Source organism: Frateuria hangzhouensis (assembly GCF_026410505.1).
Classification (GTDB): domain Bacteria; phylum Pseudomonadota; class Gammaproteobacteria; order Xanthomonadales; family Rhodanobacteraceae; genus Frateuria_A; species Frateuria_A hangzhouensis.
In genome coordinates, this window is record NZ_JAPMIU010000013.1 from 20,566 (window position 1) to 42,743 (window position 22,178).

A 22,178-nucleotide genomic window follows, 5' to 3' on the forward strand; every position below is an offset into this window, starting at 1 on the left:
GCGCGCAACGCGCCGGCGAACCGCTGAAAATAGTGGAAATTGTTGCGATGCGGTAGGGGAACGGCCGGATCTCAGGCCTCGGCCAGCCGCGGATTCATGCCCAGCAGCTCGCGCGCCCGGCAGGCATCGTCATGCATCTGCGCGGTCAGCGCCTCCAGGCCATCGAACTTCTGCTCGTCGCGAAGCCTGGCGGCAAATTCCACGGCCATGCGCCGCCCGTAAAGGTCACCCTCGAAATCGAACAGGTGCACCTCCAGCAGCGGCTGCGCGACCCGGTTCACCGTCGGCCGCAGGCCCAGCGACGCCACACCCGGCCAACTGCACGAGGACTCGCCCAGCCCCACGCGCACCGCGAAGATGCCCTGCACCGGGCTGACCCGGCCGCGCAGGTGGATGTTGGCGGTGGGAAAGCCCAGCGTGCGGCCCAACTGGTTGCCGCGCTCCACGCGTCCTTCGATCACGAACGGCCGGCCCAGCAGCGGCGCGGCGCCCGCGAACTCCCCGGCGGCCAGCAGCGCACGCACGCGGGTGGCCGACACGCGGGCGCCATCGAGCAGCACCGGCGGCATCACCCGCGTGATGAAACCCAGTTCCACGCCCATGCGCTCGAGCAGCGCGACGTCACCGGCGCGCTTGTGCCCGAAGCGGAAATCCTCGCCGACCCAGACCTCGCGCGCCGCCAGCCGATCGACCAGCACGCGGCGAACGAAATCCTCCGCCGACACCGCGGTGAGCGCCGCGTTGAAACGCAGCAACAGCGCCTGCGCCATGCCCGACGCGGTAAAACCCTGCAGTTTTTCGCGCACGCTGGAAAGTCGCGGCAACGGCTCGCGCGAGAAATACTGCCGCGGCAATGGCTCGAAGCTGACCACCGCCGGCGTGGCATCCAGCGCCTCGGCCCGCAGGCGTACCTCGGCCAGCAGCGCCTGGTGCCCGCGATGCAGGCCGTCGAAGGCGCCGATCGCCACCACGCTGCCTTCGGGGGCCAGGCAGGGGCCCGCAAGGTCCCGGGAAAGTCTCGTCATCCAGCCAGTATAAGCGGAGGCTCGTCGCGAACCGTTCACGCCCTCGCGCGCGCTCCTCTTCCAGGCGCGCTTCTTTTGCAGGGGCTCACATGGGCGATGCTCGTTGCGATGCAGTGCGAGATAAGAGCATCGCCCACAAGTGGCCTCCTACAGTGGACCGCTGCAGTTCACGACTCTCCCCCTCAGATCCCGCGCAGCTCGCGCAGCCGGAAACCCATGGCGAACAGCGCCACCCCGTAGGTCAGGCCACCCGCCCCGACCAGCACCGCCAGATGCCAGACGCGCGTAAGCGTCGGCACCGTCGTCCAGTCCGGCCACAGCCAGCGGCCCAACAGCAGCACCGCCACCATCGCCGTACAGGCCACCGCCAGGCGCAGGGCATGCCGCGCCCAGCCAGGCTGGCGTTCGTACACCCCTGCCCGCTTCAGCCAGCGCCACAGCAAGCCCAGGTTGATGTAGCCGGCCAGCGCGCTGGCCATGCCCAGCGCCATGTGGAGGCCCGGCACCTGGGCCAGCGCCTGCAGCCAGGGCGCCTGCTTCTGCGCCGGGGTGGCCCACAGCGCGAACAAGAGGGCAACGAACAGTACGTTGAACGCCATGTTGGCGACCAGCGAGGCCACGCCCGCGCGCACCGGCGTGCGCGTGTCCTGGCGCGAGTAGAACGCCGGCAGCAGCACCTTGACCAGCGCGAACGCCGGCAGCCCGAAGCTCAATGCGGTAATCGACAAGGTCGCCATGTGCGTGTCGAACGCAGTGAAGCGGCCATGCTGGAACAGCGTGGCCACCAGCGGCCCGGCCAGCAGCATCAGTCCGAACATTGCCGGCACCGCGATCAGCAGCGTGGTGCGCAGGCCCCAGTCCAGCGCACGCGAAAAACCGGCGCGGTCGGTGGTAACGTGATGGCGCGACAGCGAGGGCAGGATCACCGTACCCAGCGCCACGCCGAACACGCCCAACGGCAGCTCCAGGAAGCGGTCGGCCTGCGATAGCCAGCTCTGCGAACCGGCGATCAGCAGCGAGGCGATCACCGTGTCCAGCAGCAGGTTGATCTGCGCCACGGACGAGCCGAACAGGGTCGGCACCATCAGGCGCATGATCTTGCGCACCTGCGGGTGGCTCCAGCCCCAGCGCGGCAGCGTGAGCAGGTCCAGCCCGCGCAGCGCCGGCAGCTGGAACAGCAACTGCAGGATGCCGGCCGCCAGGATCGCCCAGCCCAGCGCCAGGATCGGCGTCTGCAACAACCTGGACAGCCACAGCGCGCCGGCGATCATGCACAGGTTAAGGATCACCGGCGTGAGCGCCGGCAGGCCGAAACGGTGGAAACTGTTGAGCGCGCCACCGGACAGCGCGGTCAGCGACACGAACAGCAGAAACGGAAAAGTCAGGCGCAGCAGCTCGACCGTCAGCTCGAACTTCTTCGGTTCATCCAGCGCGCCGGGCGAGAACAGGACGGTGACCTCGGGCGCGAAAATCAGACCCAGCGCGGTCACCAGCAGCAGGACGCCGCCCAGCGTGCCCGAAACGCGCGCCATCAGCTCCTTGAGCTCGGCGTGGGGGCGTTTCTCCTTGACCTCGGTGAACACCGGCACGAAGGCGGTGGAGAACGAGCCTTCGGCGAACAGCCGACGCATGAAATTGGGGATCCGGAAAGCCACCCAGAACGCGTCGGTCGCCGCGTTGGCGCCGAAGGCGGAGTTGATCGCCATGTCGCGCACCAGGCCCAGTACGCGGGAGATCATCGTCATGCTGCTGAACGAAAGCAGCCCGCGGAACATGCTCGGGGATTTCATGCGTGGAGCGGAACCTGGCTCGGCCAAAGGCCGTAGTGTGACAGCCCGCCGGGGCGCGCCGGTAGCCTCGACATGGCGACAAGAGGGCGTGGAACCCCTTGTGGGAGCGCACCTGTGCGCGAACGCGGGCTCAACGGTCGCGACAGGCGCGCTCCCGGGGCCGCGCCTGCCGACCGGGCCGACACCGCCTAAACAGTTGACCGGCCAGCGCATTGCCCGCATAATTGCCCGTCTTTTTCCAACCCAAGCTTTCTCTGGAGTTCTACCTTGGCCAACATCAAGTCCGCGAAGAAGCGCGCGCGCCAGTCCGAGCAGCGCCGCCTGCGCAACGTCAGCGCCCGCTCCATGGTGCGCACCGCCCTCAAGAAGGTCATCAAGGCCATCGAGGTGAAGGACAAGGCCGCCGCCGTGGAAGCCTTCGCCGCCGCCCAGCCGGTCATGGACCGCTACGCCGCGCGTGGCCTGATCCACAAGAACAAGGCCGCTCGCCACAAGAGCCGCCTCAACGCGAAGATCCGCGAGCTGGCGTAAGCCCGCTCCACGCGTATCCTGGTTATCGAAAAGGCCGGCGCAAGCCGGCCTTTTCGTGTGCGCGAAAGAAGGGGGCGTTCGGGTCGCATGCAGGCGCCTGCATGCCTGGCCTTCATCGGGACGAGCTCGGGGGCTTGGGCAAGATCGCCCTCATCCGCTCTTCAGACGCCCTCCCCCCGTAGACAGGGGAAGGACCTTGCCGCAGCGTCCGGTCCGGGGTGCCTGCGAAAAACCCGCCTACGGTTCGCCCCGCAACCGCACGTCGCCGGGCTGCATGTCGGTGCGCTCCTCGCGCGCCTGGCGCTGCGACTCGAAGAAGCGCTGTACCTGCTGGCACACCGGCAGGGTGTTTTCCCGCGCGATGGCCGACACCAGGAACCAGGGCGCCTGCCAGTCCAGTTGCCGGACGATCTCCCGGGCTACCGCCTGGCGCTCGTCCTCCGGCAACACGTCGGCCTTGTTGAGCACCAGCCAGCGGGGACGATCGAGCAGCTCGGGATCGAACTTGGACAGCTCCTGCTCGATGGCGCGCACCTGCTCCACCGGGTCAGTGCCGTCGATCGGCGCGATATCCACCAGATGCAGCAGCAGGCGCGTGCGCGAGACGTGACGCAGGAACTGGATGCCAAGCCCTGCCCCCTCGGCCGCACCCTCGATCAGGCCGGGGATGTCGGCGATCACGAAGCTCTGGTCGGTGCCAAGGCTGACCACGCCCAGGTTGGGGTGCAGCGTGGTGAACGGATAGTCGGCCACGCGCGGCGTTGCCGCCGACACCGCGCGGATGAAGGTCGACTTGCCGGCGTTGGGAAAGCCCAGCAGGCCTACATCCGCCAGCAGCTTGAGTTCCAGCTTGAGTTCGCGCACGTCACCCGGCGTGCCCGACGTGGATTTGCGCGGCGCACGGTTGACCGAGCTCTTGAAGTGGATGTTGCCCAGGCCGCCCTTGCCGCCCTCGGCCACCAGCAGACGCTGGCCGTGCTGGGTGAGGTCGCCGATCACCTCATCGGTATCCACGTTGGTCACCACGGTGCCGATCGGCACGCGGATGAAGGTGTCCTCGCCGCCCTTGCCGTACATGTCCGAGCCCATGCCGTTCTCGCCGCGCTGCGCCTTGAAGCTGCGCTGATGGCGGAAGTCGATCAGCGTATTGAGGCCCTCGTCGGCCACCAGCCAGACCGAGCCACCGCTGCCGCCATCGCCACCGTTGGGGCCGCCGAACGGGATGAACTTCTCGCGCCGGAAGCTGACGCAGCCGTTGCCGCCGTCGCCGGCATGGACTTTGATGATCGCTTCGTCGACGAATTTCATGAGGGAGCCGGGATGGGGGATTCGGGATGGGGATTCGGACAAGCGGCCATGATACGGCGCCGCCCGTAAAGGTTCGGATCAAAGGATCGCTCAGGATGCGAGCCGTTCCGAATTTCCAACTCGCGAACCCAAAAACAAAAGCCCCGCCGAAGCGGGGCCTTCGCTACCGCAGCGCGGGAGGCTTACGCCTGCACGACGCTGACGAAACGGCGGTTCTTCTCGCCGCGGACCTTGAACTCGACCTTGCCGTCGACCAGCGCGAACAGCGTGTGGTCACGCCCCAGGCCCACGCCCGCACCCGGATGGAACTGGGTGCCGCGCTGGCGGACGATGATGTTGCCGGCCGAGATGGCCTGGCCGCCATAGATCTTCACGCCCAGGTACTTGGGGTTCGAATCGCGACCGTTGCGGGACGAACCTACGCCTTTTTTATGTGCCATGACTTAATTCCTCCGGCTCTATCAGGCGTTGATGCCCGTGATCTCGACTTCGGTAAAATGCTGCCGATGCCCCATCTGCTTCTTGTGGTGCTTGCGGCGGCGGAATTTGATGATGCGGATCTTGTCCGCACGGCCGTGGCGGCGCACGGTGGCCGAAACGGTGGCGCCGGCCACGGTCGGCACGCCGACGTTGACCGCATCGCCCGAGCCGACCAGCAGGACCTGGTCAAAGCTCACGTTGGCGCCTTCCTCGGCATCCAGCAGCTCCACGCGCAGCACGTCGCCCTGCTGGACGCGATACTGCTTGCCACCGGTCTTGATGACTGCATAACTCATGGGATTGTCCCTTCTGTCGTTATTCTCTTGGGTTTCACCGCGCGCGAACCGGCCGCAGTGAACGACGGAGTATAACGAGCCCGCCCAGGCCTGGTCAATCTTTGAGCAGGCGCCTCAATGCCGCGCCGACGAACTCCCGGCCGCCGGCGCCGCCAGTTTCGCCCCCGACTTGGCCGCCGGTGCCGCCGGGCAGCGGCCCTCGGCGTCGATGCGGCCGCTCTTCTGCAGCTCGGCCAGCATCGCCTGGGCGCGCTGGCGACCCCACTCCTGGCCCAGTTGCATGCCCTCGGCCATGGTCTCGGGCATCTCCGTGATCACCTTGCGCCCCAGCGGCGAGCGGTAGAACGCGAGCAGGCCTTCGATGTCGGCCGCGCTGAAGTGGCGCTGGTAGATCGGCACCATGCGCAGGGTCAGTTCCTGCACGCCCTTGTCGTCGATGAAACCCTGCCAGTAGCTGGCGGGCACGCAGGGGATCTGCTGCTGCATCATCGTGGCCATCTGGGTGTTCATCTGGCCAAGCATGCGGCCGACGCCAAAAACGTCCATCAACTCGCGCACCTGCGCCTCGGTGGGCGGCTTGGGCGTGGCCGCGGCGGCGGCGCCGGCGCCTGTCGCCAGCAGCAGGGCCAGGCCCGTTACGGTCCACTTGCGCATCTGAGTCTCCTCGTCGCATTGGCAAACGCGGTATTTGGCCACAGCCACCGCCGTTACGTAAGGTGGCGCAGGTGGGCGTAGGGTGGTTTCAGCCCACCAGCCCTGGGGCACGTAAAGAGCGGTGGGCTGAAGCCCGCCCTACGCCCACTTTACCAAGTCTCAATTCCTGATCTCGGCAGGTTGCTATAGTGGCCGGTCTCCCCCATATCCCTGCGCGATGGAAACCATACGCATCCGCGGCGCCCGCACGCACAATCTCAAGAACGTCGACCTGGACCTGCCGCGCGATCGCCTGATCGTGATCACCGGCCTGTCCGGCTCCGGCAAATCTTCGCTCGCCTTCGACACGATCTACGCCGAGGGCCAGCGCCGTTATGTCGAGTCGCTTTCGGCGTACGCGCGACAGTTCCTGTCGATGATGGAAAAGCCCGACGTCGATACTATCGAGGGCCTGTCGCCCGCGATCTCGATCGAGCAGAAGTCGACCTCGCACAACCCGCGCTCGACCGTCGGCACGATCACCGAGATCTACGATTACCTGCGCCTGCTCTACGCGCGTGTCGGCACGCCGCGCTGCCCCGACCACGCCATCCCGCTCCAGGCGCAGACGGTCACCCAGATGGTCGACGCCACGCTGGCGCTGGACCCGGACAAGCGCTGGATGCTGCTCGCGCCGGTGATCCGCGAGCGCAAGGGCGAGCACGTGCAGGTGTTCGACCAGTTGCGCGCGCAGGGTTTCGTGCGCGCCCGCGTCGACGGCGTGGTCTATGAGCTTGACGCGGTACCGCCACTGACCCTGCGCCAGAAGCACACCATCGAGGTGGTGATCGACCGCTTCCGCCCCCGCGAGGACCTCAAGCAGCGGCTGGCCGAATCGTTCGAGACCGCGCTGCGCCTGGGCGACGGGCTGGCCATCGTGGTCGACATGGACGACGACAAGGCGGCCGAGCAACTGCTTTCCTCGCGCTATTCCTGCCCGGTGTGCGACTACTCGCTGCCGGAGCTGGAGCCGCGCCTGTTCTCGTTCAATTCGCCCATTGGCGCCTGCCCGAGCTGCGACGGGCTGGGCGTGACCCAGGTGTTCGACCCGGCGCGCGTGGTCGGCCACCCGGAGCTGCCGCTCTCCAATGGCGCCATCCGCGGCTGGGACCGGCGCAATCCGCACTACTTCCAGATGCTGCAGTCGCTGGCCGCGCACTACGGGTTCCAGGCGGATACGCGCTGGCGCGACCTGCCGGCGGACATCCAGCACGCGATCCTCTATGGCAGCGGCAAGCAGAAAATCGCCTTCCGCTACCTCACCGAACGCGGTGGCAGGGTCACCCGCGAGCACGCGTTCGAAGGCATCCTTCCCAACCTCGAACGGCGCTACAAGGAAACCGAGTCCAGCGCGGTGCGCGAGGAGCTGTCCAAGTACATCAGCGACCATCCCTGCCCCACCTGCGAGGGCCAGCGCCTGAACCGGTCCGCGCGCAACGTATTCGTCGCCGACCACGCGCTGCCATCGCTGACCAACCGCTCGATCGACGCTGCGCTGGCGTTCTTCGCCGACCTCACGCTGGCTGGCTGGCGCGGAGAGATCGCCACCAAGATCGTCAAGGAAATCCGCGAGCGGCTCACGTTCCTCAACGACGTGGGTCTCAACTACCTCACGCTGGACCGCCAGGCCGACTCGCTTTCCGGCGGCGAGGCGCAGCGCATCCGCCTGGCCAGCCAGATCGGCGCCGGCTTGGTTGGCGTGATGTACGTGCTGGACGAACCCTCGATCGGCCTGCACCAGCGCGACAACGAGCGCCTGCTCGGCACCCTCACGCGCCTGCGCGACCTGGGCAACACGGTCATCGTGGTCGAGCACGACGAGGACGCCATCCGCATGGCCGACCATGTGCTCGACATCGGCCCGGGCGCCGGCGTGCACGGCGGCGACGTGGTGGCGCAGGGCACGGTCGCCGACATCCTCGCTTCACCGCGTTCGATCACCGGCCAGTTCCTCTCCGGCGCGCGCAGCATCGAGGTGCCGACCGAGCGCCGCAAACCGGCCAGCGAGGACGCCTGGCTGCACCTGACGGGCGCGCGCGGCAACAACCTCAAGGGCGTGGACTTGGGGATTCCCGCCGGCCTGTTCACCTGCGTGACCGGCGTTTCCGGCTCGGGCAAGTCGACACTGGTCAACGACACGCTGTTCCGCCTGGCGGCGGCCGAGCTCAATGGCGCCAGCGGGCAGGCTGCGCCCTTCGAGTCGGTCACCGGCATGGACCTGTTCGACAAGGTGGTCGACATCGACCAGTCGCCGATCGGCCGCACGCCGCGCTCGAATCCAGCCACCTACACCGGCCTGTTCACCCCGCTGCGCGAGCTGTTCGCCCAGGTGCCCGAGGCGCGCGCCCGCGGCTACACGCCGGGCCGCTTCAGCTTCAACGTGCGCGGTGGCCGTTGCGAGGCCTGCGAAGGCGACGGGCTGATCAAGGTGGAGATGCACTTCCTGCCCGACGTCTACGTGCCCTGCGACCTCTGCCACGGCAAGCGCTACAACCGCGAGACGCTGGAGATCCACTACAAGGGCCACACCATCGCCGACGTGCTCGACATGACGGTGGAGGACGCGCTGGCACTGTTCGAGAACGTGCCGACCATCGCGCGCAAGCTCGACACCCTGCGCGCGGTGGGGCTGGACTACATCAAGCTCGGCCAGAGCGCGACCACGCTCTCCGGCGGCGAGGCGCAGCGTGTGAAGCTCTCCAAGGAGCTGTCCAAGCGCGACACCGGGCGCACCCTCTACATCCTGGACGAACCCACCACCGGCCTGCATTTCCATGACATCGAGCAATTGCTCGACGTGCTGCATCAACTGGTCGACCAGGGCAATACCGTGGTGGTGATCGAGCACAACCTGGACGTGATCAAGACCGCCGACTGGATCGTCGACCTCGGCCCCGAAGGTGGCGCCGGCGGCGGCCGCATCCTGGTCGCCGGCACGCCCGAAGAAGTGGCCGCCTCGCCCGACTCGCACACCGGCCGTTTCCTCGCGCCGCAGCTCAAGCTGGCCGCCCAGCACAAGGCCGCGCAGCCGGCCGACAAGCCCAAGCGGGTCAAGGGCGGCACCAAGCACATCGCCTCGGCCGACAAGTACAAGCCGATGCGCGGCAGCGGCAAGAAGAAAGCGACATGAGCCCGCGCAAACCGGCCAGACCTGCCGCGCGCGAGGCCGGCTTCCCGGACGCCTCGGCCTCCGTGCCACTGTTTACTGCGTCGATCGCGGTGCGCTGGCGCGACCTGGACGCGTTCAACCACGTCAACAACTCCAACTACCTGACCTTCCTCGAGGAAGCCCGGCTGCAATGGCTCAGCCACGTGCCCGGTCCCTGGTTCGACGACCATGCCATGCCGGTGATGGCCGCCGTGCAGTTGAACTACCGCCGACCGATCGAATGGCCCGCGCAGGTCCAGGTGCAGCTCTTTTGCGAGCGGCTGGGCACCAGCTCGATGACCATCGGCCACCGCATCCTCGACGCCGACAAGGCCGACCGCCTGTACGGCGATGGCAACGTGGTGATGGTCTGGATGGACCCGGCCACCGGCAAGCCGGTGCCGCTGCCCGAAGCAATCCGCCACGCCGCCGACGCCGCACAGGTAACGTAGGGTGGGCTTCAGCCCACCATCCCTCTCGCCGCAGGCGTCTCTCCGAAACCGTGAGATTCGCGATCCATAGGTCGATGGTGGGCTGAAGCCCACCTACCCGGCCGGTTCAGCCTGCTGGCGGCATGCCTCTATGATGGGCGCTCCCCACGAAGGAGTTCGCCCATGCTTTTGCCCCCTCGCCGTGCCCTCGCCTTCGCCTGCCTCGCCGCTTGCCTCGCGCCCGCCGCACAGGCGGCCGACGCCACCGAACTGACCCTCTATCGCAGCGACAACGCCGCGCTGTACACCGCCGCCAGCGATGGCAGCGTGGGAGAAGGTCACGCCGTCGTCCGCGAGCAGCGCGCGATGCAGCTCAAGGCCGGCACGCAGGACCTCGTCCTCGGCAACCTGCCGCTTTACCTCGATCCCGAAGCCATCGCGCTGGCCTTCCCCGACCACCGTACAAAGGTGATTTCGCAGCGCCTGCTGCTCGGCCAGGGCAACGAGGCGGCGCTCGCCGGCCTGGTCGGCCGCGAGGTGGACGTGCTCGGCAGCAATGGCGAATCGCTCGCCCAAGGCAACCTGCTGCGCGCCGGCAACGGCCTGCTGGTCAAGAGTGCCTCGGGCACCACGCTGGTGCGCGACTATGCCGCGGTGCGCAGCTCCGGCGGCGACTTCCCCACCGGCGCCAGCCTGCGCCTGCGCGTGGACGCCGCCCGTGCCGGCAACGCCACCGCCACGCTGAGCTATCCCACCGCCGGCCTGGGCTGGCGCGCGGCGTACGTGGCCACCCTGCAGCCGGGCAACGCCTGCCGCATGCAGTTCGAATCGCGCGCCAGCATCGCCAACCGCAGCGGGCGCGACTGGCACGACGCCACGCTCAAGCTGGTGGCCGGCGAACCCCGCTTCGCCAAACCCGAAGCACCCCGACCGATGATGATGCGCACCTACGCCGCCAAGTCCGAGTCGGCCGACATGCCGCAGCAGTCCGCGATGGGCGACTATCGCCTTTACACCCTGCCGCAACCGGTGGACCTGCCCGACGGCAGCGTCAGCCAGGTTCCGCTGTACGCCAGCCGCACCGTGGCCTGCGAACGCACGGCGCTGTACGAGAACGGCAACCGCTGGACGCCGCCGGAACCGATGCTGTCGCCCGATTTCAACAGCGGCGGCAGCAACACCGTCGAAAGTTCGTTGCGCTTCACCGCCTTCGACAGCCTGCCGGCCGGCTACCTGCGCGTACTGGGCAGCGACAACACCGGCACGCCGCAATTCCTGGGCGAAGGCCGTCTCGACGACACGCCCAAGGGCAGCGACGCCACCTTCGCCCTGGGTACCGTGTTCGACCTCCGCGCCGAGCGCGAGCGCACCTCGTTCAAGGTGGACAAGGCCGCGCACACGATGGACGAGGCCTTCCGCATCACCTTGACCAATGCCGGCGAGTCGGCCCGCGTGGTGACCGTGCGCGAGCACCCCAGCCGCTGGCGCGAGTGGACATTGGCGTCCTCCTCGACCAAGCCGGGCAAGCAGTCGCCGGACGTGCTGGAGTTCAAGGTGAACGTGCCCGCCGGCGGCAAGGCCACGCTGGACTATGCGGTGCATTACCGCTGGACCGCGGGCGAGTAAGCCATTCCCCGCCGAGGCGCGCGGGCGCGCGACCACCCCGGTCGCGCGCGGGCGCGCTCCGGCAAGGGGCTGCCACGCAACGTACGAACCGAGGGACCCGCGATGCTCGACATCCTTCCGCACGACGGCGACATCGCCGAGATCCGCCTGGCCCGCCCGCCGGTCAACGCGTTGAACATGGACCTGATCGCCAGCCTGCGCGACGCGCTCGCCCAGGCTCCGCGCGATGGTGCGCGCGGCCTGGTGATCTCGGGCGCGCCGGGCCTGTTCTCCGCCGGCGTGGACGTGCCCGAGCTGCTGCAACGCGACCGTGCCGGCGTGCGCGACTACTGGCGCGCGCTGTTCGCCCTGTGTGCGGACCTCGCGCACCTGCCGGTGCCGGCGGTGGCCGCCATCACCGGGCATGCGCCCGCGGGCGGCGCGGTGCTGTCGCTGTTCTGCGATTACCGCGTGATGGCGCAGGGGCCCTTCCGTATCGGCCTCAACGAGGTGCAGGTGGGGCTGCTGGTGCCTGACTGCATCCAGCTCGCGCTGCGTCGCGTGGTCGGCACCTACCGCGCCGAGCGCTTGCTGGTTTCCGGCGCCATGGTCGACGCCGAGCAGGCGCTGGCCTGCGGCTTCGTGGACGAACTGACCGGCGTGGAGCAAGTGGTCACCCGCGCCACCCACTGGCTCGCCGAACTGCTGGCGCTGCCGCGCCAGGCGATGCTGGCCACCCGCGAACTGGCGCGCGCTGACCTGCGCGCGGCCTGGCACGATGTCGATGCGTTGCCGCTGGACAGTTTCGTCGATGCCTTCTTCAACGAAGAAACGCAGACGACGCTGCAGGGGCTGGTGGCACGGCTGAAGGCCAAAAGCGCCTGACCTGCCGCACGTCTTTACCTGTGTAGGAGCCCACTTGTGGGGATGCTTTCGGCCGGCTCGAGAGAAAGAGCATCGCCCACAAGTGGGCGCTTAGAGCCGAGCACTACCCGGCCCCTGCGACACGGAAGATGCGACAGGCCAGCTCAACCGGTGGCGATCGGCCGCGACGGGTCGCTCAGCCAGCCGCTCCATGAGGGCGCGTAAAGCCGCGAGCCATGGAGTCCCGCGTATTCCATCGCCAGCAGGTTGTGGCAGGCGGTGACGCCCGAGCCGCACATGTGCACCACTTTTTCCGGCGACGTATCGCCCAGCACCGCCGAGAACTCATCGCGCAGCCGCGCCGGCGGCTTGAAGCGGCCGTCGGAGCCGAGGTTGTCGGCGTAGGGGCGATTGCGTGCGCCGGGCACGTGGCCGGCGGCGCGGTCCAGCGGCTCGCTGTCGCCGCGATAGCGCGCGGCGGCGCGGGCGTCGAGCAACATCGGCGCGGGATCGGCGTGCAGGGCGGCGTGGTCGGTGATCGCCTGGCGGGCATCGAAGCGCAGGTCGACGTCGGTCGGCGTGCGCTGCACCGTGCCGGCTTCCAACGGCAGTCCCGCCTCGCGCCATGCGGCAAGGCCGCCATCGAGTACCGCCGCCTGTTGCACGCCGGCCAGGCGCAGCAACCACCACAGCCGCGCCGCGGCCAGCGCGCTGCTGCCAGCGTCGTAGGCCACTACCTGAAGGCCCGCACGCCAGCCCCAGCGGCCGAGCACGGCGGAAAACGCGCGCTCCAGCGGCAAGGGATGACGGCCCAGTCCCTGGTCCTGGCGGCCGAGGTCGGACAGGTCGTGTTCCAGGCTGGCGTGCACCGCGCCGGGAATGTGGCCTTCACGGTATTCGCGCCCAGCCTTGTCCGGGTCGGCGGCGCCGGCGCCGGCCGGATCGGCGCGACAATCGACGATCAGCACTTCGTCGGGCGGCAGCGCGGCCAGCGTGGCCGTATCGATCAAGGTGGTGTGCAGGCTCATGCGCGTCCCATCCGTTCGAGCAGGTTGAGCATCATCGCGGCGGTGGCGCCCCAGATGCGGTGGCCGCCGTGGACGAATTCGACCATCGCCCGCCGGTGGCCGCGGTAATCCATCACATAGCGGCGCAGGTTGGACGGTTCAAGGAAAAACGCGAACGGAACCTCGAACACTTCCGCGACCTCGGCGGGCGTCGGGTAAAGCACCGCGTCCTCGTCGATGCGTCCGACCACCGGGGTAATGCAGTAGCCGCTGATGGTCTCGAAGCAATCCAGGAAGCCCAGCGGCTGCACCTGCGTACGCTCCAGGCCGATTTCCTCCTGGCTCTCGCGCAGGGCCGTATCGATCGCGTCGGCGTCCTGCGGATCCTTGCGTCCACCGGGAAAAGCCACCTGGCCTGCATGTGCCTGCAGGTGTGCCGTGCGCACGGTGAGCACCAATCGCGGCTGCACGCCCTCGCGCACGCCGATCAGCACCGCCGCGGGGCGCCTGGGTGCATCGCCGAGCAGGTCGACCATGTGCGCGTGGTTCCAGCCCGGGCCGGCAGGCGGATCGGACAACGGCCGCAGCGCACGGAGCAGCGCGTCGAACACGCCGGACGATGGTTCCGCCACGCCGTCCATCACGCCCTCGCGCGTGCGGGCAGGATCTCGCGCATGTAGCGCAGGCGTTCGGCATCGTCCATGCCGCGCCAGCGGGCAATCTCTTCGCCGCTGCGCAGGCAACCCTCGCACCAGCCGCGCGCATCCAGCCGGCAGATGCCGATGCATGGCGTAAGCGGCGTGGCTGCGGAGAGGGGGAGATCGGGCGGAGACATCAGTGGAATGGTAGCCGATGCAGCGCCGCTCGCACCGTGTTCCCTGCAGGAGCCCACTTGTGGGCGATGCTCCTGGCATGGAGCAAATCAAAGCCAAGGCATCACCCACAAGTGGGCTCCTGCGAAGTACTCAGTCCTTGATATCGAGCAACTCGATCTCGAACACCAGCGCCTCGTTCGGCCCGATGCGCGGCAGCTGGCCGCGCTCGCCGTAGGCCAACTGCGGCGGGATCACCACCTTCCAGCGATCACCCACATGCATGCGCGGAAGCACGTCCTGCCACCCGCGGATCACCTTGTCGACCTGGAAAGTAACTGGCGAACCATGCGCCCAGGAGCTGTCGAACTCGGTGCCGTCGATCAGCATGCCGCGGTAGTTGACGGTCACCGTGCTGGTGACCGTGGGGCTCTGCCGGCCCTCGCCCTGCTCGATCACGGCGTACTGGATGCCGGAGGGAAGCTGCACCACGTCCGCCTGCTTGCGGTTCTTCGCCATATACGCGGCGCTCTTGCGCGCATTGGCCTCGGCCAGGCGCTTGAACTCGGCCACCGCACTGCTGTGCATCTGTTGCTCCAGCCGCTCGAGCTGGGCATGCATGTCCTGCATCGAGACGGCCGGATGGCGCTTGGCGTAGGCGTCGGCCATGGCCTTCTGCACGGTGGACAGATCAACGTCCGGTTCGCCGCCGGCGAACTGGCTGCCGATCTGGTAACCGATGGCGTAGGACAATTTTTGCTTGTCCAGCTTGCCCTGGGAACCCGACGTGGCGGCGCGGTCCTGCGCATGCGCGACGCTTCCCAGCAACAGCACGCCAAGCGCCAGTCCACCCAGTCGTGTCATGCCTTGCCTCCACCTTCGACGGAACCGACATGCTAAGCGCATCGATGGTGGCTTGCAGCGCCACGCCGGCGTTTGCTTCGAACCCGCGCGGCGGCAAAGGTTCCCGCTGCTACCATGCGCGTTTTCCCATGCCGGAGCGCCTGCCATGGCCTATCGCAACCTTGACGTAGCCAACCGCGGCGCGGTTCGCATCATCACCGTCAACCGCCCCGACAAGCTCAACGCGCTCAACCGCGACACGCTCAACGAGCTGACCATCGCCTTCACCCAGGCGGCGCAGGACGACGCGGTGCGCGCGGTGGTGCTGGCCGGCGCGGGCGAGAAGGCCTTCGTCGCCGGCGCCGACATCGCCGAGATGAATGGCTACACGAGCGTGCAGGCGCAGTCCTTCTCGCGCACCGGCCAGCGCCTGATGAGCACCATCGAGCGGCTCGGCAAACCGGTGGTTGCACGCATCCAGGGCTTCGCGCTGGGCGGCGGCATGGAACTGGCCATGGCCTGCCACCTGCGCGTGGCCAGCGAGAAAGCCAGGTTCGGCCAGCCGGAAATCAACCTGGGCCTGATCCCGGGCTTCGGCGGCACCCAGCGCCTGCTGCGCCTGGCCGGCCGCGGCGCCGCGCTGGAGCTGTGCCTGACCGGCGCGCCCATCGGCGCGCAGCGGGCGTACGAACTGGGCGTCGTCAACCGCGTGGTGGCGCCCGAGACGCTGGACGAGACGGTCGACGCGCTGGCCGACCAGCTGGCCGCCGCCGCGCCGCTCGCCGCCGCGGGCATCCTTGACGCCGTCCTGCTGGGCGGCGAGACCGCATTGGATCAAGGCCTGGAATTCGAGACGCAGGGGTTCGCGCTGGCCTTCGCCACCGAGGACATGCGTGAAGGAACAAAGGCGTTCCTGGAGAAGCGCAAGGCCGAGTTCAAAGGGCGCTGAGGGAAATCCCAGGATGGGCTTCAGCCCATCGCCTCCCGTTGGGCGCGTTAGCCAAAGGCGACCGGCTCATTCTTTTTGTAGAGCCCACTTGGGGGCGAGGCTCTTGGCCCACTCGCCCCAAGTAGGCTCCTGCTGATTCCTCACACCGTTGTCTCGCAATTCACGCCTGCGGGTTCACAGACTGAAGAAGCGCCATTTCGCACGGAATTTCCGTGCGGATGTGCAGCCGTTCTTCGGGCCTTGGCGAGCGCCGACGACGACGCGATCCGGATGCAAGCAACTGCAGCCGGTCCCGAGCGCGGCCCATGCCTGCGTGTTCGGTCAGTCTGGCGCGAGGGTGAACTCGTCGGCGTCCATCCAGGCCGGGAAACGCTGCCGATGCGCCAGCAATGGCGCCGGATCCAGCCGCACGGTGGCCACCTGTTCCTGCGTGCCAAGCTCGATCAGCGCCTCGCCGACCGGATCGATCACCGCACTGTCGCCCGCGTACGGCAGATCGTTGCCGTCCACGCCCACGCGGTTGACACCGATCACGCAGGCCAGGTTTTCGATGGCCCGCGCGCGTAGCAGGGTGCGCCAGGGTTGCCGCCGCGGTGCCGGCCAGTTGGCCACGAACAGGGCCAGGTCGTAATCCATGCCGCCGGCGGCGCTCTCCAGGCGGCGATTGCGCAGCCACACCGGAAAACGCAGGTCGTAGCAGACCTGCGGCAGGATGCGCCAACCCTTCAGTTCCACTACCAGCCGCTCGCGGCCACCGCCGTAGCGGGTATGTTCGCCGGCCATGCGGAACAGGTGGCGCTTGTCGTACTGCGCGTGGCTGCCGTCCGGACGCATCCAGAACAGACGGTTGTAGACGGTGCCCTGCTCGGCGATCGCCAGGCTGCCGCAGATCACCGCGCCCACTTCGCCGGCCAGCGCGCGCAGCCAGGCCACGCCCTCGCCATCCATGGTGCCGGCACAGGCCCGGGTATCGTTGCTGAAGCCGGACAGGAACGTCTCCGGCAGCACGATGAGGTCGCTACCGCGCGCCTGCCGTACCAAGGCGCCGTAGTAGTCGCGGTTGGCCGGCGCGTCGTGCCAGCGTGTGGCGCCCTGCACCAGGCTGACGGTCAGCGGCTGCATGGTTACAGACGGCATAGGCGCTCCGCGGCGGCGGCCATGGTGGCGTCGCTCTTGGCAAAACACAGGCGCAGCAGCCGCGTACCCGGTGGCTTTTCGTAGAACGGCGTCAGCGGGATGCCGGCCACGCCGCCCTCCTCCACCAGCCAGCGCGAGAAGGCGATGTCGTCCTCGTCGCGGATGGCCGAATAGTCGACCAGCTGGAAATAGCCGCCCGGCACGTCCAGCAGCTTCAGGCGCGAGGGCGAAAGCAACGCGCGGAAGCGGTCGCGCTTGGCCTGGTAGAAGTCCGGCAGTTCCAGATAATGCGCCGGATCGTTGGCCATGATCTCGGCAAAAGCCACCTGCGCCGGGTGGAAGGTGCAGAAAGTGAGGTACTGATGCACCTTGCGGAATTCGGCCGACAGCGCGGCCGGCGCCACCGCATAACCAACCTTCCAGCCGGTGCAGTGATAGGTCTTGCCGAAGCTGGACACCACGATGCTGCGCTCGGCCAGCTCCGGGTGCCGCAACACGCTTTCGTGCCGTGCGCCGTCGTAGACGATGTGTTCGTACACTTCATCGGAGAGCACGACGATCCCCGTATCACGGGTGATCTCGGCAAGCGTGTCCAGGTCGTCCGCGGACAACACCGCACCCGACGGGTTGTGCGGGCTGTTGACCAGGATCATGCGCGTATTGGCCGTGATCGCATCGCGCACGCGCTGCCAGTCGATCGCGAACTCCGGGACCGTCAGCGGAATATGCACCGCGCGCGCGCCCTGCAGTTCGATCGCCGGCTCATAGGAATCGTAGGCCGGATCGAACACGATCACCTCCTCGCCCGCGCGCACGATCGCGGCGATCGCCGAGAACAGCGCCTCGGTGGCGCCGGAGGTCACCGTGATCTCGGTGGCAGGATCGACGCCGCGCCCGTACAGGCGCTGGGTCTTGATCGCGATCTGCTCGCGCAACGACGCAATGCCGATGCCCGGCGCGTACTGGTTGCGGCCCTCGGCCATCGCGCGTGTCACCGAATCGCGCAGCGCCTGCGGCGGCTCGAAATCGGGAAAGCCCTGGCCCAGGTTCACCGCCTGGTGATCGAGCGCGAGCTGGCTCATCACGCTGAAAATGGTCGTGCCGACCTTGGGCAGCTTGGTATCGATATTCATGCGCGCGGATGTATGGATGGCCAAACGGCAAGCCTAGCACGGCTCAGGTGGGCGGCTGGTCGAGCGGCGCCAGCGGGCGCTGGCGGCACTGCTCGTGCTTCTGCCGCGTCGCCTCGGGCAGGCGTTCGGCCAGAAAATCGACCAGCGCGCGCACGCCCGGCAGCATGCCGCGCCGGCTCGGATAGACAAAGTGCATGGTGCCTTCGGGCGCGCTCCAGTCCGGCAGCACCACCTCCAGCTCCCCGCGCGTTACCGCCGGCGCGCAGACGAACTCGGGCAGCAACGCCACGCCCAGCCCGCGGCGCGCCGCTTCCAGCAGCAGCGCAAACTCGCCGGTGACCAGCCTTGCGTTCATTTCCACCGACACGTGTTCGCCGTGCGCATCGATCAGCTCCCACACTTGGGCACCCTCGTGTTCGAGCATGGTCAGGGCCGGCAACACGGACAGCCCGGCCGGCTCCGAGGGCCGGCCCAGCTGGTCGAGCAGCGCGGGGCTGGCCACCGCCAGCACGCGCGACAGGCCAAAGGTGCGCATCACCATGTTGGCGTCGCTGTCGAGCTTGCTGCGTACGCGGATGGCCAGGTCGTAGCCCTCGCCGACCACGTCGACGCGCCGGTTGCTGGAGAGCACGCGCACCTGCAGCTTGGGATACCGCGCCAGGAATTCCGGCAGCACGTGCGCCACCACCGTCTGCGCCAGCGACACCGGGCAGCTCAGCCGCACCACGCCGCGCGGCTCGGCGCGCAACTCGTCGACCGCGTCCTGGGCTGCACGGGCTTCCTCCAGCACGGCGCGGCAATGCGCATAGAAGCGTTCGCCCACCTCGGTCACCACGAAGCGGCGGGTGGTCCGCTGCAGCAGCCGCACGCCCAGGCGCTCCTCCAGCTGGGCCACGCGCTTGCTGAGCCGCGACTTGGGGATACCCAGCGCGCGGCCGGCGGCCGAGAAGCCTTTGTACTCGACCACCATGGCGAAGAAATACAGGTCGTTGAGGTCCTGCAGCGTGCCGTCGAGAGTCATTACTTTGTTTCCCTTGAGAAACGATAAGTTCGATATTACCCGACTTATCAAGTCATTGTCGCAAATCTATCCTTTCTCCCATCGCCGGCACGCCGGCATGGGATGAGAGCCAAACGCCATGAAACTGCTGCATATCGACTCGAGCGCCCTGGGCAGCCATTCGGTCTCGCGCGGGCTTACCGCGGACATCGTGGCGCAGTTCCGACGCGCCCATCCGGACGTCGCCCTGCGCTACCGCGACCTGGCCGCCCAGCCGCTGCCGCACTGGTCCCCGGTGGCCGACGCCAACGATCCGGCCAGCCTGCTGGGCAATGAGGTGATGGACGAGTTCCTCGCCGCCGATGTCATCGTGCTGGGGGCGCCGATGTACAACTTCGGCATCCCCAGCCAGCTCAAGGCATGGATCGACCGCATCGTGGTGGCCGGCAAGACCTTCCGCTACGCCGCCGAGGGCCCCGAAGGCCTGGCCGGCGCCAAGCGGGTGATCGTCGCCTCCAGCCGTGGCGGGTTCTACGGCGAGGGCACCGCCGGCGCGGCGATGGATTTCCAGGAAAATTACCTGCGCAACGTGCTCGGCTTCCTAGGCGTCACCGATGTGGAATTCGTCCGCGCCGAGGGCGTGGCGGTCAGTGCCGAGCACAAGAGCCAGGCGCTGGCGGCGGCCAAGGAAGCCATCGGGACGCTGTTGCCCAAGGCGGCATAAGCCCCGGCGAACCACCAGCCGGTCGTCCTGAGCGTAGACCGCAGGCCGAAGTCGAAGGCGCCCCGCCTGCGCTCTTTGGCTTCGGCGCCCGCGCTGGTGGAAAAACCGGCCCCGGCCGGACACACTGCGGCTTTCCCCGCACAGGAATCCGCGCGCATGAACCGCACCCTGCGTCTGTCCCTGCTCGCCCTGCTGGCGGCCGCTCCCGCCCTGCAGGCGGCCGACCTCTACGTACACAACGTCAAGGGCTACACGCTCGACAGCCACGGCAAGTTGCAGCATTTCGAAGCCCTGCTGGTCGACGACGGCAAGGTGGTCGCCATCGGCGCCGACGCGGCCCTGGCGAAGAAGGCCGGCGACGCCAAGGTGGTCGACGGCCACGGCAACACCCTGCTGCCGGGCCTGATCGATGCCCACGGCCACGTGCTGGAGCTCGGTTACGCGCGCAACCAGGCCGACCTTGCCGGCACGCAGTCGCTGGACGAGGCGCTGGCCCGCGTCAAAACCTACGCGCAGGCCCATCCGGACGCGCGCTGGATCACCGGCGGCGGCTGGAACCAGGTGATCTGGAAGCTCGGCCGCTTCCCCACCGCGAAGGAACTGGACGCGGTGGTCGCCGACCGCCCCGTCTGGCTGAGCCGCATCGACGGCCACGCTGCCTGGGCCAACACCGCAGCCATGAAGCTTGCCGGCATCACCCGCGATACCAAGGATCCGCCCGGCGGCCGCATCGAGCGCGATGCCCAGGGCAATCCCACCGGCGTGTTCGTCGACGGTGCCGCCGCGCTGATCCAGGCGCCAGAGCCGACCGACAAGGAACGCGCCGCCGCGCTCGATACCGCGCTGGCCGAGATGGCCAGCGTCGGCCTGACCGGCGTGGACGACGCCGGCATCGACCTGCCCAATTACCGCCTCTACAAACGCTACGCCGATGAGCACAAGCTCACCGCGCGCATCTACGCCATGATCCGCGACACCGGCGACGCCTTCGACACGATCACTGCCGAAGGCCCGCTGGACGGTTACGGCGGCGGTTTCCTCACCGTGCATTCGGTCAAGCTGTACGCCGACGGCGCGCTGGGTAGCCGCGGCGCGGCGATGCTCAAGCCCTACGCCGATGATCCGCACAACCACGGCCTGCTGTTCATGAGCCCCGGCACGATGGTGTCCAAGATCGGCAAAGCGTTCGCCAAGGGCTACCAGGTCAACATCCATGCCATCGGCGACGCGGCCAACCGCGAGGTGCTGGACAGCTTCGCCGCGGCCTACAAGACGCATCCGGAAGCGAAGGCTTTCCGTAACCGCGTCGAGCACGCGCAGATCGTCTCGCTCAAAGACATCCCGCGCTTCCTGCCGCTCGGGCTGATTGCCTCGATGCAGCCCACCCACGCCACCTCCGACATGAACATGGCCGAGGACCGCGTGGGCCATCAGCGCATCGAAGGCGCCTATGCCTGGCGGCGCTTCCTCGACCAGGGCACGGTGGTGGCGTTCGGCTCGGATTTTCCAGTGGAATCGCCCAATCCGTTCTTCGGCCTGCACGCGGCGGTGACCCGGCAGGACCATGACAACCAGCCACCCGGCGGCTGGTATCCCGACCAGAAATTGAGCCTGGTCGAGGCCCTGCGCGCCTTCACCCTGAGCGCGGCCTATGCCGGCCACGCGGAGAAGACGCAAGGAACGCTGGAGCCGGGCAAGTACGCCGACTTCATCGTGGTCGACCGGGACATCTTCGCCATCGATCCGCAAGACCTCTGGAAGACCCAGGTGCTGGGCACCTGGGTCGGCGGCAAGCAGGTGTATTCCGCCGAAAAGTGAGCTGTAGGGTGGGCTTCAGCCCACCTTTGGCGCGCGGCGAAGGGGCTGGTGGGCTGAAGCCCACCTTACGGCTGTGGGTGCCCGCTCCCTACGACAGGACGGAGGCGCCGCGCTTGCCCGGAAGCCACCGAACCACCTGATTTGAAAAGCAATCCGTAACTAGGCCATCAGTCATGGCCAGTTACCTGTTGACGCTTTCCGGGATGGTGTTATAGTTCACTACAACACCGGTTCACGAGGTCACTAAAGGAGACCCGCCATGAAAGCGCAGAACCTGATTGCCCTGGCCGCCGCCACGCTGTTTACCGCGACGGGCCTGGTTGCCCTGACTACCCCCGTGCGCACCGCGCCGGTTTCCGACATCAACGGCGTGCGCGTGGTCAATCTGGCGCCGGTCGAAGTGAGCCCGAGTGCGAGCGACCTGCGTGCCGCCGCGCTGCTGGAACGCTCCGACATCACCAGCGCCACCCTGGCGCCGGCACTGGGCACGCAGGCCGAGGCGGGCGCCACCCTGCTCGGGGCGCAGTTGGCCATGCCCTACTATTCGTTCGGCACCCAGATCGTCCGTGCCAGCAAGGAATAAC

Annotated in this window: 20 protein-coding genes and 1 pseudogene; 9 read left to right on the forward strand and 12 right to left on the reverse strand. The window is 68.0% G+C overall.

Translation table 11 applies throughout. The features are described 5' to 3' along the window. Nucleotides 1-71: 71 nt before the first annotated feature. Both OSC30_RS13460 and murJ read right to left on the reverse strand, forming a co-directional pair. Nucleotides 72-1,025, reverse strand: a complete 954-nt coding sequence (locus OSC30_RS13460; RefSeq protein ID WP_267172381.1) for a bifunctional riboflavin kinase/FAD synthetase — start codon at nucleotides 1,023-1,025, stop codon at nucleotides 72-74. 182 nt (nucleotides 1,026-1,207) lie between these two features. Then, on the reverse strand, nucleotides 1,208-2,815 hold the full coding sequence (gene murJ / locus OSC30_RS13465) for a murein biosynthesis integral membrane protein MurJ (RefSeq protein WP_267172382.1): 1,608 nt from the start codon (nucleotides 2,813-2,815) through the stop codon (nucleotides 1,208-1,210). A 267-nt stretch (nucleotides 2,816-3,082) separates the two neighbouring features. Here murJ and rpsT point away from each other — a divergent pair, with 267 nt between their 5' ends. Beyond that, nucleotides 3,083-3,346, forward strand: coding sequence for a 30S ribosomal protein S20 (rpsT, locus tag OSC30_RS13470; protein WP_267172383.1), 264 nt, complete (start codon nucleotides 3,083-3,085; stop codon nucleotides 3,344-3,346). 237 nt (nucleotides 3,347-3,583) lie between these two features. Here rpsT and cgtA read toward each other — a convergent pair whose 3' ends face one another. The 4 genes from cgtA to OSC30_RS13490 all read right to left on the reverse strand — a co-directional run bounded on the left by cgtA (nucleotide 3,584) and on the right by OSC30_RS13490 (nucleotide 6,084). Then, complete coding sequence (cgtA, locus tag OSC30_RS13475; protein ID WP_267172384.1) at nucleotides 3,584-4,654, reverse strand: Obg family GTPase CgtA; 1,071 nt, start codon at nucleotides 4,652-4,654, stop codon at nucleotides 3,584-3,586. A gap of 182 nt (nucleotides 4,655-4,836) precedes the next feature. After that, nucleotides 4,837-5,094, reverse strand: a complete 258-nt coding sequence (gene rpmA / locus OSC30_RS13480; protein WP_267172385.1) for a 50S ribosomal protein L27 — start codon at nucleotides 5,092-5,094, stop codon at nucleotides 4,837-4,839. 21 nt (nucleotides 5,095-5,115) lie between these two features. Continuing rightward, the gene (gene rplU, locus OSC30_RS13485; RefSeq protein ID WP_231320672.1) at nucleotides 5,116-5,430 is read right to left on the reverse strand and encodes a 50S ribosomal protein L21; all 315 of its coding nucleotides are present in this window, start codon (nucleotides 5,428-5,430) and stop codon (nucleotides 5,116-5,118) included. Between the two features lie 114 nt (nucleotides 5,431-5,544). Beyond that, nucleotides 5,545-6,084: a DUF2059 domain-containing protein gene (locus OSC30_RS13490; protein WP_267172386.1), complete on the reverse strand. Its 540-nt coding sequence runs from the start codon at nucleotides 6,082-6,084 to the stop codon at nucleotides 5,545-5,547. 217 nt (nucleotides 6,085-6,301) lie between these two features. Between OSC30_RS13490 and uvrA the strand changes: the two genes are divergently transcribed. From uvrA to OSC30_RS13510, 4 genes are all read left to right on the forward strand, one after another. Further along, nucleotides 6,302-9,253: an excinuclease ABC subunit UvrA gene (gene uvrA, locus OSC30_RS13495; protein ID WP_267172387.1), complete on the forward strand. Its 2,952-nt coding sequence runs from the start codon at nucleotides 6,302-6,304 to the stop codon at nucleotides 9,251-9,253. Beyond that, nucleotides 9,250-9,723, forward strand: coding sequence for an acyl-CoA thioesterase (locus OSC30_RS13500; protein ID WP_267172388.1), 474 nt, complete (start codon nucleotides 9,250-9,252; stop codon nucleotides 9,721-9,723). The genes uvrA and OSC30_RS13500 overlap by 4 nt, the downstream gene beginning before the upstream one ends. A gap of 162 nt (nucleotides 9,724-9,885) precedes the next feature. Continuing rightward, complete coding sequence (locus OSC30_RS13505) at nucleotides 9,886-11,328, forward strand: DUF4139 domain-containing protein (protein ID WP_267172389.1); 1,443 nt, start codon at nucleotides 9,886-9,888, stop codon at nucleotides 11,326-11,328. Nucleotides 11,329-11,430: 102 nt separating this feature from the next. Beyond that, the gene (locus OSC30_RS13510) at nucleotides 11,431-12,192 is read left to right on the forward strand and encodes an enoyl-CoA hydratase/isomerase family protein (RefSeq protein WP_267172390.1); all 762 of its coding nucleotides are present in this window, start codon (nucleotides 11,431-11,433) and stop codon (nucleotides 12,190-12,192) included. A gap of 143 nt (nucleotides 12,193-12,335) precedes the next feature. On the opposite strand, the gene OSC30_RS13515 is transcribed toward OSC30_RS13510, so the two are convergent. From OSC30_RS13515 to bamJ, 3 genes and pseudogenes are all read right to left on the reverse strand, one after another. Next, a complete protein-coding gene (locus OSC30_RS13515; RefSeq protein WP_267172391.1) occupies nucleotides 12,336-13,199 on the reverse strand; it encodes a sulfurtransferase in 864 nt (287 codons plus the stop codon). Further along, nucleotides 13,196-14,013, reverse strand: a pseudogene (locus tag OSC30_RS13520) (CoA pyrophosphatase). Before OSC30_RS13520 ends, OSC30_RS13515 begins: the two are co-directional and overlap by 4 nt. A gap of 130 nt (nucleotides 14,014-14,143) precedes the next feature. Further along, the gene (gene bamJ / locus OSC30_RS13530; RefSeq protein WP_267172394.1) at nucleotides 14,144-14,854 is read right to left on the reverse strand and encodes a BamJ family beta-barrel-assembly machinery protein; all 711 of its coding nucleotides are present in this window, start codon (nucleotides 14,852-14,854) and stop codon (nucleotides 14,144-14,146) included. Between the two features lie 145 nt (nucleotides 14,855-14,999). Between bamJ and OSC30_RS13535 the strand changes: the two genes are divergently transcribed. Then, nucleotides 15,000-15,782, forward strand: a complete 783-nt coding sequence (locus OSC30_RS13535; protein ID WP_267172395.1) for an enoyl-CoA hydratase/isomerase family protein — start codon at nucleotides 15,000-15,002, stop codon at nucleotides 15,780-15,782. Between the two features lie 321 nt (nucleotides 15,783-16,103). Here OSC30_RS13535 and OSC30_RS13540 read toward each other — a convergent pair whose 3' ends face one another. Genes OSC30_RS13540 through OSC30_RS13550 form a run of 3 tightly spaced genes read right to left on the reverse strand, consistent with a single transcriptional unit; the run spans nucleotide 16,104 to nucleotide 19,073 of the window. Continuing rightward, nucleotides 16,104-16,919, reverse strand: coding sequence for an amidohydrolase (locus OSC30_RS13540; RefSeq protein ID WP_267172396.1), 816 nt, complete (start codon nucleotides 16,917-16,919; stop codon nucleotides 16,104-16,106). Further along, nucleotides 16,907-18,052 carry a pyridoxal phosphate-dependent aminotransferase gene (locus OSC30_RS13545; RefSeq protein WP_267172397.1) on the reverse strand — a complete coding sequence of 382 codons (1,146 nt, stop codon included), beginning with the start codon at nucleotides 18,050-18,052 and terminating at the stop codon, nucleotides 16,907-16,909. The genes OSC30_RS13540 and OSC30_RS13545 overlap by 13 nt, the downstream gene beginning before the upstream one ends. Nucleotides 18,053-18,095: 43 nt before the next feature. Further along, on the reverse strand, nucleotides 18,096-19,073 hold the full coding sequence (locus OSC30_RS13550; RefSeq protein ID WP_267172398.1) for a LysR substrate-binding domain-containing protein: 978 nt from the start codon (nucleotides 19,071-19,073) through the stop codon (nucleotides 18,096-18,098). Nucleotides 19,074-19,191: 118 nt separating this feature from the next. Between OSC30_RS13550 and OSC30_RS13555 the strand changes: the two genes are divergently transcribed. The 3 genes from OSC30_RS13555 (at nucleotide 19,192) to OSC30_RS13565 (ending at nucleotide 22,177) form a co-directional block, all read left to right on the forward strand. After that, entirely contained in the window at nucleotides 19,192-19,776 is a 585-nt protein-coding gene (locus OSC30_RS13555) for an FMN-dependent NADH-azoreductase (RefSeq protein ID WP_267172399.1), read from the forward strand. Between the two features lie 156 nt (nucleotides 19,777-19,932). After that, a complete protein-coding gene (locus OSC30_RS13560; protein WP_267172400.1) occupies nucleotides 19,933-21,594 on the forward strand; it encodes an amidohydrolase in 1,662 nt (553 codons plus the stop codon). A 259-nt stretch (nucleotides 21,595-21,853) separates the two neighbouring features. Beyond that, nucleotides 21,854-22,177 (forward strand): hypothetical protein, encoded by a 324-nt coding sequence (locus OSC30_RS13565; protein WP_267172401.1) that lies wholly within the window; start codon nucleotides 21,854-21,856, stop codon nucleotides 22,175-22,177. The last annotated feature ends 1 nt before the right edge of the window (nucleotide 22,178 follow it).

What these genes read in the sequence shown, in the direction of transcription:
- murJ (WP_267172382.1), bottom strand. Translation starts at nt 2,815, where the DNA reads ATGAAATCCCCGAGCATGTTCCGCGGGCTGCTTTCGTTCAGCAGCATG.
- OSC30_RS13550 (WP_267172398.1), bottom strand. Translation starts at nt 19,073, where the DNA reads ATGACTCTCGACGGCACGCTGCAGGACCTCAACGACCTGTATTTCTTC.
- rplU (WP_231320672.1), bottom strand. Translation starts at nt 5,430, where the DNA reads ATGAGTTATGCAGTCATCAAGACCGGTGGCAAGCAGTATCGCGTCCAG.
- OSC30_RS13500 (WP_267172388.1), top strand. Translation starts at nt 9,250, where the DNA reads ATGAGCCCGCGCAAACCGGCCAGACCTGCCGCGCGCGAGGCCGGCTTC.
- cgtA (WP_267172384.1), bottom strand. Translation starts at nt 4,654, where the DNA reads ATGAAATTCGTCGACGAAGCGATCATCAAAGTCCATGCCGGCGACGGC.
- OSC30_RS13490 (WP_267172386.1), bottom strand. Translation starts at nt 6,084, where the DNA reads ATGCGCAAGTGGACCGTAACGGGCCTGGCCCTGCTGCTGGCGACAGGC.
- OSC30_RS13535 (WP_267172395.1), top strand. Translation starts at nt 15,000, where the DNA reads ATGGCCTATCGCAACCTTGACGTAGCCAACCGCGGCGCGGTTCGCATC.
- rpmA (WP_267172385.1), bottom strand. Translation starts at nt 5,094, where the DNA reads ATGGCACATAAAAAAGGCGTAGGTTCGTCCCGCAACGGTCGCGATTCG.
- OSC30_RS13560 (WP_267172400.1), top strand. Translation starts at nt 19,933, where the DNA reads ATGAACCGCACCCTGCGTCTGTCCCTGCTCGCCCTGCTGGCGGCCGCT.
- OSC30_RS13505 (WP_267172389.1), top strand. Translation starts at nt 9,886, where the DNA reads ATGCTTTTGCCCCCTCGCCGTGCCCTCGCCTTCGCCTGCCTCGCCGCT.
- bamJ (WP_267172394.1), bottom strand. Translation starts at nt 14,854, where the DNA reads ATGACACGACTGGGTGGACTGGCGCTTGGCGTGCTGTTGCTGGGAAGC.
- OSC30_RS13540 (WP_267172396.1), bottom strand. Translation starts at nt 16,919, where the DNA reads ATGCCGTCTGTAACCATGCAGCCGCTGACCGTCAGCCTGGTGCAGGGC.
- uvrA (WP_267172387.1), top strand. Translation starts at nt 6,302, where the DNA reads ATGGAAACCATACGCATCCGCGGCGCCCGCACGCACAATCTCAAGAAC.
- OSC30_RS13545 (WP_267172397.1), bottom strand. Translation starts at nt 18,052, where the DNA reads ATGAATATCGATACCAAGCTGCCCAAGGTCGGCACGACCATTTTCAGC.
- OSC30_RS13565 (WP_267172401.1), top strand. Translation starts at nt 21,854, where the DNA reads ATGAAAGCGCAGAACCTGATTGCCCTGGCCGCCGCCACGCTGTTTACC.
- OSC30_RS13460 (WP_267172381.1), bottom strand. Translation starts at nt 1,025, where the DNA reads ATGACGAGACTTTCCCGGGACCTTGCGGGCCCCTGCCTGGCCCCCGAA.
- OSC30_RS13510 (WP_267172390.1), top strand. Translation starts at nt 11,431, where the DNA reads ATGCTCGACATCCTTCCGCACGACGGCGACATCGCCGAGATCCGCCTG.
- OSC30_RS13555 (WP_267172399.1), top strand. Translation starts at nt 19,192, where the DNA reads ATGAAACTGCTGCATATCGACTCGAGCGCCCTGGGCAGCCATTCGGTC.
- OSC30_RS13515 (WP_267172391.1), bottom strand. Translation starts at nt 13,199, where the DNA reads ATGAGCCTGCACACCACCTTGATCGATACGGCCACGCTGGCCGCGCTG.